The organism is Polaromonas sp. P1_E1_2 (genome assembly GCF_056406035.1).
In genome coordinates, this window is record NZ_JBFUAZ010000102.1 from 1 (window position 1) to 9,474 (window position 9,474).

Sequence of the window (9,474 nt, forward strand, 5' to 3'; positions counted from 1 at the left end):
GTACTATTTTCCTGAAAAATACCTGAGCCGCCACACCCAGTCCATGCGTGCTGGGGCCGCGGAACCGGCGTTGCGGGGCGGCAGGCGGCGCCCCCTCGAGGGGGGATCGGGCTACACGCAGTGAGCCCGGACGGGGGTGGGCTTATTCAGACGGCTTTCCAGTGCCGCAGCGGCACACAGGTCTGCAGCCGCGTCACGGCCTGGTCCATCAGCGCGGGGTGCAGCTCGTGGCCCAGCCTGGCGGCAACGTCCAGGGTGGCGTCGGCGCCCAGTTCCATCAGGTGGTCGAAGTCGCCGCGCGTACGTGCCAGCGGCACCACGTCGTCGTTTTGCCCGTGCAGCAGGTGCAGGGTGGTCAGCGCAGGCGCTTTCGCCGGCCAGATCTGGTAGCCGCCGCCGAAGGCCAGCAGGCGGCCGGCCAGGCCGTCATGCGCATCGCTGAGGGCCAGCGCCAGGCTGGCGCCGGCGCCAAAGCCGGCCAGTGCCGTGTCCGACTGCAGGATCTCAAACCGCTGCTGCTGCGCACGCACAAAGGCCGCCAGAACCTCCACGCGCGCGGCCAGCGCAGCGGCGTCGTCCTTGCCGGCGGCGGTAGCGCCCGCCGCATCGGCATGCGGGCCCGAAAGGCCTTCCGGAATCAGCACGGCCGCCTCGGGAAATGCGCCGCCCAGCAGGTTACCCAGCTCCAGCATGTCGGTGGCCGTGCCTCCCGCGTCGTGCAGCAGCACAAACAGTTGACGGGGGGCGCCGTTCACGGGCAGCAGTTCAATGGTTTCGGTCTCGGACGGGTTCATGGCAGGGCAAGCGTGAGCAGGGTGAAAAAAGGTAATTGAGGCCTTTTCAGCCTCTTTCAACCACTTTAACCAGCCCCGCCTTTTTACGCCGCGTTCCGCCCGTTCTTCCGCGTTATGCCGCTGCGGTTTCCCCGCGTTGCGCGTCTTCCGTGATCAGCGAAGAGTGCAGCCTGACGCCGGCCGCCACACCCCCGGCAGTGGCGAAGGTGATGCTGTGCGGCACGCGCGCCATGTCGCCGGCAGCGTACACGCCATCCACGCTGGTCATGCCCCAGGCATCGACGCGCACGATGGGGCCAAACGGTGAATCGTCAAACGCGCAGCCCAGCGCTTCAGCCAGCGGACTGGCCATGCGCACCTGCGTGCCCACCAGCAAGGCCTTGATCGCCACGCGCCGGCCATCCTGCAACAGCACGCTTTCCAGCGCGGGCGCCGTGCCCTGCAGTTCGGCGACAGGACTGGGCTCGACCCTGACCTTGCGCGCGGCCAGCAGCCCATGCTCTTCGGCCGACACATCGACCACGCCTTGCGTAAACAGGGTCACCTCGCCCCAGTCGGCAAACATCAGCGCCTGGTGTACCGACATCGGGCCCGTGCCCAGCACGCCGACGGCGCCACCGCCGATTTCATAGCCATGGCAATAGGGACAGTGCACCACCGTCTTGCCCCAGCGCGCCTCCAGGCCGGGGATGTCGGGCAGCACGTCCGTCACGCCGGTGGCCAGCAACAGGCGGCGCCCGGTGAACCAGCGCATGCCCTCTTCCGCTTCCGCCACAAATCCTGCCTCGCCGGTTTCAATGCGGGTCACACGGCCGCTGAAGATCTTTGCCGTCGGATAGGCCAGCAGCTGCTCCCGGGCCGTCGCCAGGAGTTCGAAGCCCGGCTTGCCGTCGTGCCCCAGCACGCCGTGAGACTCCGGGGCAAAGCGGTTGCGCGGCAGGCCCGCGTCGATCACCAGCACATTTCTTCTGGCGCGAGCCAGCTGCAATGCCGCAGACTGCCCCGCAAAGCTTCCGCCCACAATGATGGCGTCATACAGCATGGGAGGCCTCCGGTGACAGGGCGTGCGCAGCCATCGCGCGGTTGAAATCGGCCGACAGGTCGGCCAGCGTGACTTCCGCCAGGCGTTTCATCAGCAGGGCTTCCGCCTCGCGCAGGCTGCCGGCCAGGGCGCGCTGCACAGACTGTTCAATGACACAGCCGTCCGCATGGGCGCCTTCTTCGGCGCCCGGCGCGCCGGCATCGCCCACAGCCATCTGCACGTCCAGCAGCGTGACGGAAGCCAGCTCCCGCGCCAGCACCCAGCCGCCGCCATGGCCTCGCTCCGACACCACAAAACCGGCATCACGCAGGCTTGCCATGGTGCGCCGCACCACCACCGGGTGCGTGCGCAGGCAGGCCGCCAGCTCGTCCGACGTCATCGGCCCCTGGCGATGGGCCATATGCAGCAGGGCATGCAAAACGGCGGAAAGCCGGCCTCTTAATTTCATGTAACTTATCATGTTGCATGATTCTATGGAGATCTCGTACCGGCGCTGCAAGGCCGCGTCAAACCCCCACGCCTCAAGGGGGCACTGCACCGCGGTGCCCGGCCGTCCGGACGGTTTTGGCCCGGGTCGGCGAGAATCAGCGTTTTTCACGCACCAGAGATCTGGAAAAACACCATGAAAATCGGAAAAAACACCGCCGTTACCCTTAGCTACAAGGTGGCAGACGCCCAGGGCAAGCTGGTCGAGCAAAGCAGCGCCCCCATGGTTTACCTGCACGGCGGCTATGGCAACACCCTGCCCAAGATCGAAGAAGCGCTGGACGGCCAGGAAAAAGGCTTCCAGACCGTGTTGGCGCTGGAGCCGGCGGACGCCTTCGGCCTGCGCGACGAAAGCCTGGTGCGCACCATCCCCCGCACGCAGTTTCCGCCCGGGGTCAAAGTGGGCGGCCAGCTCGAAGGCCGGGGCGACGACGGCCGCGAGCATGTCTTCAACGTCACGAAGATCAAGGGCGACACCGTCCTGCTGGACGGCAACCATCCGCTGGCCGGCAAGGCCCTGCGTTTCACGCTGAAAGTGACCGACGTGCGCGCTGCTTCGGAAGAAGAAATTGCCCACCGCCATGTGCACGGCGAGCATGGACACCACCATTAATCTGCGCAACGTGACCGTTCGGCGATTAAGCCGTTAGCGTTACGTACCGTTACCGCTCTGGGGAGCCCGCTGAACTACAGTGGGATTGAGCCTACATCCCCCGGTGATGCACGACCACAGCCCCGGCGCAGGATGATGGCTAACTTCATGGATTAACTTCAGAGGTACCCATGGTCATCAACGCGTTTCTTGTCGAAGACAAGCCGGACATACGCAAAACACTGGTTGAGGCCATGGAAGAAATCGCACCCCTGCGGTTCGTCGGCCACGCCGATTCCGAGTCCAGTGCCCGCCAGTGGCTGGGTTCCCACCACGATGACTGGGACCTTGCAATCGTCGACCTCTTTCTCGCCGAAGGCTCCGGCTTTGGCGTGCTGAAAGACTGCCAGCAGCGCACAGCCCGCCAGAAGGTCGTGGTGCTGACCAGCCACAACCAGGAAAACATCCTGCACTACTGCCGTGAGCTCGGCGCCGACGAGGTGTTCGACAAATCGCAGGACGTGGAAAAGCTGGTGCTTTATTGCCAGGCCCATGCGGCCAGCCTGGGCGGTACGGCCCCGCTGCTGCCCCAGTAATCCCCACGTTCAAGCGGCAGGCGTTCTGCTCAGGCGCCCGCTAAAACAAGCCCACACATAAAAGCGGCGCCATGCCGCGACTCTCGCTGCCCGGCAGGCCCTGATGTGAACGCCCGCCTGGGCGCGCTGCTTCGCCACGCCCGCACTCCGCGCCGGCTTCCGCGCCAAAACCAGAAAAGTGCTGCCTGCAGCGGCTCCGTTTGATCTGGATCAACAGCGCCCAGGGACCGATGGCTAACCATAGGTGTATCTCGAATGCATCTTATGAAGACCACTCGCGATTCCTTTGAAAGAATCCCCATGACACACACCGCTTCCCACACCAGGGTGGATCTCCGCGAGCTCGCGCCCAGCGAGCGCCATCCGCTGGTCTTCTCGACATTCGACCAACTCGGCACCGGCCAGGCCATGGAGTTGATCAACGACCACAACCCGAAGCCCCTGCATGCCCAGTTCATGATGGACCTGCCCGGCAGATTCTCCTGGGACTACCTGGAGCAGGGGCCCGACACCTGGCGCGTCGCCATCACCCGGCTTGCACYCGCGCAGGGTAGCAAGCAGTGCTGCGGCGCCTGCGGTGGCGGCTAACTTCCACGCATTCCCACTCAAGACTTCCCAAGAAAACCCGATGAAAAACAACAACATGCTGTGGCGCTGGCTCGGCTTCGTATTCGTCCTGTCCTTCGGGGCGCTCGGCTACCTCGGCTGGCAGATTTACCTGACCGCACCACCCATCCCCACAGCCGTCGTCAGCACCACAGGCGACGTGCTTTTCACGGGCGAGCAAGTGCAAAGAGGGCAGCGCGCCTGGCTGGCCAGCGGCGGCCAGCAACAAGGCAGCGTCTGGGGCCACGGCGCTTATGTGGCGCCGGACTGGTCTGCCGACTGGCTGCATCGGGAAGCGCTGGCCCTGCAGGCCCTGCGCACGCAGGAGCTCCGCAAGGCGCCCGCCGCGCTCACGGCCTCAGACCGCGGCGCAGTCGCAGCGGCGCTCAAGGAAGAAATGCGCCGCAACACCTATGACGCAGCCAGCGGCGCCGTCACCGTCACACCCGCGCGGGCGCAAGCCATCCGTGAGGTCGCGCGCCACTATGAAGGCCTGTTCGGCCACGACGCCAGCCAGGACGCCTTGCGCGAGCAATACGCCATGAGCGAAGGCGCGCTGCCCGACGCGGCCGACCGCCAGGCGCTCACGGCATTCTTCTTCTGGACTTCCTGGGCCGCCGTCACCGACCGCCCCGGAGAAGAGAACCTCTCGTACACCAGCAACTGGCCGCATGAACCGCTGGTGGGCAACACCATGACCAACTCGGCCGCCATCTGGTCGATGGTCAGCATCGTCCTGTTGCTGGCCTGCATCGCCGCCATGCTGTGGCTGCACGGAAGCCAGCGGCATGGGCCCGAGGCGCAGCCGCCCCAGGCCGACCCTTTGCTGGGCGCCGTTGCCACACCTTCGATGAAGGCCACGCGCAAGTACTTCTTTGCCGTGATCGGCCTGATGCTGCTGCAAATCGGCATGGGCGTGGTCACCGCGCATTACGCAGTTGAGGGGTCATCCTTCTTCGGCCTGCCGCTTGCGCAGGTGCTGCCCTATGTGGTCAGCCGCACGGTGCACACGCAAGTCGGCATCTTCTGGATCGCCACCGCCTGGCTGGCTACGGGCCTTTACATCGCACCGCTGCTGTCGGGCCGTGAACCCAAGCTGCAAAAGCTCGGCGTCGACGTGCTGTTCTGGGCGTTGATCGCCATCGTGGTCGGCTCTACCGCCACCGGCTGGCTGGGCACGCTGCAGCATCGCGGCGTCGACTTCAGCTTCTGGATCGGCAACCAGGGCCTGGAGTTCACCAGCATGGGCCGTGTCTGGCAGCTGCTGCTGTTCGTGGGCCTGCTGTTCTGGGTATTCCTGCTGGGCCGCGCGCTGTGGCCGGCACTGGTCAAACCTTCGGAAACGCGCGGCCTGATCGCCATGGTGTTCCTGTCGGCCACCTGCATTGGCGGCTTCTACGCCTCGTCACTCACCTGGGGCCAGCACACCCACTATTCGATGATCGAGTACTGGCGCTGGTGGCTGGTCCACCTCTGGGTGGAAGGCTTCTTTGAAGTGTTCGCCACCGCCGTCGTCGCGCTGATCTTCACCAAGCTGGGCCTGGTGCGCACCGAAAGCGCCAACCGCGCCATCATCGCCGAGACCATCGTGTTCCTGTTCGGCGGCATCCTGGGCACCCTGCACCACCTGTATTTCACCGGCACGCCGATCTCGGTCATCGCCGTCGGCGCGGTGTTCTCGGCGCTCGAAGTGGTGCCGCTGACACTGATCGGCCTGGAAGCCCTGCAAACTTACCGGCGCTCCAAAGCCATGCCGTGGCTCGCCACCTACCAATGGCCCGTGATGTGTTTTGTGGCAGTCGGTTTCTGGAACACCGTAGGCGCCGGCCTGCTGGGCTTTGCCATCAATCCGCCGGCTTCGCTGTACTACGTGCAGGGGCTGAACATGACAGCGGCCCACGGCCATGCCGCGCTGTTCGGTGTCTACGGCATGCTGGGCATCGGCCTCATGCTGTTCTGCCTGCGCGGCCTGTATGCGCGCCACCTGCATGCCGACAACCTGCTCAAGCCCGCCTTCTGGAGCCTGAACATCGGCCTGGCAATGATGGTCTTCCTGTCGCTGCTGCCTGCCGGCATCTACCAGGCCTGGGCCAGCATCACCAAGGGTCTGTGGTACGCCCGCTCGCCCGAGATCATCCACTCCGGCGTGATGGAAACCCTGGTCTGGATGCGCGTGCCCGGCGACATCCTGTTCGCTATCGGTGCGTGCTTCCTGGCCTGGTACGCCGCGCGCCTGCTGCGCCGCCCGGCCGTGCAGCCGGCCGGCATGACCGCGGTGCCCGCAACAGCGGGGCCCTGACCCGGCAAGCCGCCATGAAACTCACGGCTTTCACCGACTACAGCCTGCGTGTGTTGATCTACCTGGCGGCGCAGCCAGAGCGGCGCGCCACCATCGCCGGGATAGCGGATGCGTTTGACGTGTCCGAACACCACCTGACGAAGGTCGTGCACTTCCTCGGCAAGAACGGCTGGCTGGCCAACGTGCGCGGCAAGGGCGGCGGGCTGGCACTGGCGAAAGCGCCGGAGCTGATCGTTGTGGGCGAGGTGGTGCGCGCAACCGAAGGAACGGACGTACCGGCCGAATGCTTTGAAGCGGCGGGCGGCCATTGCGCCATCACCCGCATCTGCCGCCTGCGCGGCGTGCTTGGCGAAGCGGTCGACGCGTTTTACGGCGTGCTCGACCGCTACACGCTGGCAGACCTCGCTCGCAACCGTCAGTCGCTCGCCAGGGTGTTCTTCACCGGCCGCACGGCTGCCGCTTCACCGGCCGGGCGTGCCTCATGAATGCAGCCCCCGCCGGCACCGGCGTTGCCGCAAGCGTGTGCAAGCCACCCTTYCCCTACGACGGGCCCGAGGCGCTGCGCCAGCCCATCATCGACGCGCTGAGGCGGGTGGTCGACCCGGAGGTCGCGATGACCATCGTCGACGTCGGGCTGATCTATGGCGTCACCGTGACCGGAGAAAAATTGCATGTGCTGCTGACAATGACCTCAGCCGCCTGCCCGGTGACCGACCTCATCATCGAAGAAGTGGAAACCGAGCTGGACCGCGCCGTGCCGCCCGAACTCCTGATCGAAGTCGAACTGGTGTGGGACCCTCCCTGGTCTACCGACCAAATGAGCGAGAGCGCCAAGCGCTTCATGGGCTGGTGAAACCCTCACGCCCGCTTCGCCCAACGCTGCACCACAGAGCCGCGCCGCCCTGGGTCAAGGTGGGCGCGCGGCTACTGCTGCCGGCAGTAGTGGTGCTGTCGCTGCTGGCCGGTATCGCAGGTGGCTTGCTGCGCGCAGGCGTGGCCCTGCCCGCCGTGGCCGATGCCGCCTGGCTCGGCCATGCCGCCCTTTCGCATGCCGCACTGATGATCTGCGGCTTCCTGGGCACGGTCATCGGTATTGAACGGGCGGTGGCCGTCAAACTGCGTGCCGCTTTTTTTGCGCCTCTCGCCTCGGGCCTGGGCGGCCTGTGCCTGCTGCTCGGGCAGGCACAGGCAGGCGCCTGGCTGGGCGTAGCCGCAGCGGCTGCTTTTACGGCCGTCAATGCCGTGGTGGTGTGGCGCCAGCGCGCGGCTCACACCTGGCTGCTGCTCGCCGGCGCGGGGGCCTGGCTGGCCGGCAACCTGCTGTTCGCATTCGGTTTCGGCAGCGGCGCGATCCTGCCATGGTGGTTCGCCTTCCTCGTGATGACCATCGCGGCCGAACGCCTGGAAATGACGCGCCTGATGCGCCGCCGACCCGCCGCGCAGTGGTCGCTCCAGGCCGTGCTGCCTGCCATGCTTGTCGGCGCCGCGGCGTCGGCCGTATCACCCGTGTGGGGCGGGCTGCTGTACGGCGCAGCACTGGCCTTGCTGGCAATGTGGCTGGCCATATTCGACATTGCCCGCCGCACGGTGCTGGCCCACGGGCTCAGCCGCTACATGGCGGTGTGCCTACTCAGCGGCTACGGCTGGCTGGCGGTGGCCGGCGCGGCATGGGCCGCCACGGCGCTGGGCTTGCCGTTGCGCGACATGGCGCTTCACGCGCTCGGCCTGGGGTTTATTGTCAGCATGATGATGGGCCACGCGCCGGTGATCCTGCCGGCCATCGCACGCGTGAAGCTGCAGTTCGGCGCTTTCTTCTACGTGCCGCTCGCGGCGCTTCACCTGTCCCTCATCGCGCGGCTCGGCTTCGGCCTGTTCGACCCGCCGCTGCGCGCCACCGGCGCCACCCTCAACGCCGCAGCCATCGCGCTCTTTGCCGCAACCGTCGCTGGCGCCGCTGTCGCATGGCGTATCAACGACGGCGCAACGATCGCCACGCAACCCGGAAAGACCTCGCTATGACACAGTCCATCCCCATCAAAACCCCGCCTGACAGCTCACCTTTTCCGACGGCGGGACCGCAAGGCATCGCGCTCTGGCAAACCGGCTTTCGGCCCTTCTACCTGCTGGCAAGCGTGTTCGCCGCGCTGTCGATTGGCCTGTGGGCGCTGCAGTTCGCCGGCTGGCTGGGCCAGCCCTACCTGCAGGGGCCGATGTGGCATGCGCACGAAATGCTGTTCGGCTTCACGCTGGCCGTGGTGGTGGGCTTTCTGTTCACGGCCGGGCGCAACTGGTCCAACCGCCCCACGCCCACCGGCCTGCCGCTGGCCGCGCTGGCGGCGCTCTGGGTGGCCGGGCGGGTGCTTGTGCTCACGCCCTTCGGCTGGGCTGCGGCGGCGGTCAACGTTGCGTTTCCGCTGGCCGCGGCCGTTGCGCTGGCGGTTCCCTTCATCGCCGCGCGCAATCGCCGCAACTACTTTTTCATCGGCTTGCTGCTGCTGATGGCGGTGGCCGTGCTGGCGGTGCATCTTGCGCAGCTCGGGCTCATGCAGCTGCCGGGCTGGGTCGGCATTCAGGCTGCGCTTGACGTCATGCTCTTCATCATGGCCGTGATGGGTGGCCGCGTGATTCCCATGTTCACCAACAACGGCGTGCCGGGTGCCAACGCCACCCGCCGCCCCTGGCTCGAGAAAGCCGCGCTGGGCTCGGTGCTGGCGCTGCTGCTGGCCGATGCGCTGCAGATCCGGGGCGCGCCGCTGGCGGCGCTTGCCGGTGTTTGCGCGGCCACACACCTTGCGCGCTGGGCACTGTGGCAACCATGGAAGACCACGCACACACCGCTGGCCTGGGTGCTGCATGCCGCCTACTTCTGGATTCCGGTGCACCTGGTGCTGCGCGGCTTGGCTGCGGCTGGTTGGGTCACACCTTCGGCGGCAACCCACGCATTGACGGTGGGCGCCATCGGCGGGCTCATCATCGGCATGATGACCCGCACCGCGCTCGGCCATACCGGCCGGCCGCTCCAGGCGGGCCGCACCGAAGTCACCTGCTATGTGCTTGTC

General features: G+C 66.5%; 11 protein-coding genes. 8 read left to right on the plus strand and 3 right to left on the minus strand.

Annotation, left to right across the window (positions count from 1 at the left end):
- Positions 1 to 146: 146 nt before the first annotated feature.
- The 3 genes from ypfH to AC1D1P_RS07430 all read right to left on the minus strand — a co-directional run bounded on the left by ypfH (position 147) and on the right by AC1D1P_RS07430 (position 2,284).
- The gene (ypfH, locus tag AC1D1P_RS07420; RefSeq protein ID WP_477670564.1) at positions 147 to 794 is read right to left on the minus strand and encodes an esterase; all 648 of its coding nucleotides are present in this window, start codon (positions 792 to 794) and stop codon (positions 147 to 149) included.
- Positions 795 to 906: 112 nt separating this feature from the next.
- Entirely contained in the window at positions 907 to 1,836 is a 930-nt protein-coding gene (locus tag AC1D1P_RS07425) for an NAD(P)/FAD-dependent oxidoreductase (RefSeq protein ID WP_477670563.1), read from the minus strand.
- A complete protein-coding gene (locus AC1D1P_RS07430) occupies positions 1,826 to 2,284 on the minus strand; it encodes an Rrf2 family transcriptional regulator (RefSeq protein WP_477670562.1) in 459 nt (152 codons plus the stop codon). Before AC1D1P_RS07430 ends, AC1D1P_RS07425 begins: the two co-directional genes overlap by 11 nt.
- Positions 2,285 to 2,458: 174 nt before the next feature.
- Between AC1D1P_RS07430 and AC1D1P_RS07435 the strand changes: the two genes are divergently transcribed.
- The 8 genes from AC1D1P_RS07435 to AC1D1P_RS07470 all read left to right on the plus strand — a co-directional run.
- Positions 2,459 to 2,935 carry an FKBP-type peptidyl-prolyl cis-trans isomerase gene (locus AC1D1P_RS07435; protein WP_457282038.1) on the plus strand — a complete coding sequence of 159 codons (477 nt, stop codon included), beginning with the start codon at positions 2,459 to 2,461 and terminating at the stop codon, positions 2,933 to 2,935.
- Between the two features lie 170 nt (positions 2,936 to 3,105).
- Positions 3,106 to 3,510, plus strand: coding sequence for a response regulator (locus AC1D1P_RS07440; RefSeq protein WP_477670561.1), 405 nt, complete (start codon positions 3,106 to 3,108; stop codon positions 3,508 to 3,510).
- A 300-nt stretch (positions 3,511 to 3,810) separates the two neighbouring features.
- Positions 3,811 to 4,098: a DUF2249 domain-containing protein gene (locus tag AC1D1P_RS07445; RefSeq protein ID WP_477672553.1), complete on the plus strand. Its 288-nt coding sequence runs from the start codon at positions 3,811 to 3,813 to the stop codon at positions 4,096 to 4,098.
- Positions 4,099 to 4,138: 40 nt separating this feature from the next.
- The gene (locus AC1D1P_RS07450) at positions 4,139 to 6,415 is read left to right on the plus strand and encodes a nitric-oxide reductase large subunit (protein WP_477672554.1); all 2,277 of its coding nucleotides are present in this window, start codon (positions 4,139 to 4,141) and stop codon (positions 6,413 to 6,415) included.
- A 14-nt stretch (positions 6,416 to 6,429) separates the two neighbouring features.
- On the plus strand, positions 6,430 to 6,900 hold the full coding sequence (locus AC1D1P_RS07455) for an RrF2 family transcriptional regulator (RefSeq protein WP_477670558.1): 471 nt from the start codon (positions 6,430 to 6,432) through the stop codon (positions 6,898 to 6,900).
- Positions 6,897 to 7,268, plus strand: coding sequence for a metal-sulfur cluster assembly factor (locus AC1D1P_RS07460; protein WP_477670557.1), 372 nt, complete (start codon positions 6,897 to 6,899; stop codon positions 7,266 to 7,268). Before AC1D1P_RS07455 ends, AC1D1P_RS07460 begins: the two co-directional genes overlap by 4 nt.
- Positions 7,265 to 8,434, plus strand: coding sequence for a hypothetical protein (locus AC1D1P_RS07465; protein WP_477670556.1), 1,170 nt, complete (start codon positions 7,265 to 7,267; stop codon positions 8,432 to 8,434). The genes AC1D1P_RS07460 and AC1D1P_RS07465 overlap by 4 nt, the downstream gene beginning before the upstream one ends.
- Positions 8,431 to 9,474, plus strand: a 1,044-nt coding sequence (locus AC1D1P_RS07470; protein WP_477672555.1) for an NnrS family protein, incomplete at its 3' end; no start/stop codon positions are given. The genes AC1D1P_RS07465 and AC1D1P_RS07470, both read left to right, overlap by 4 nt.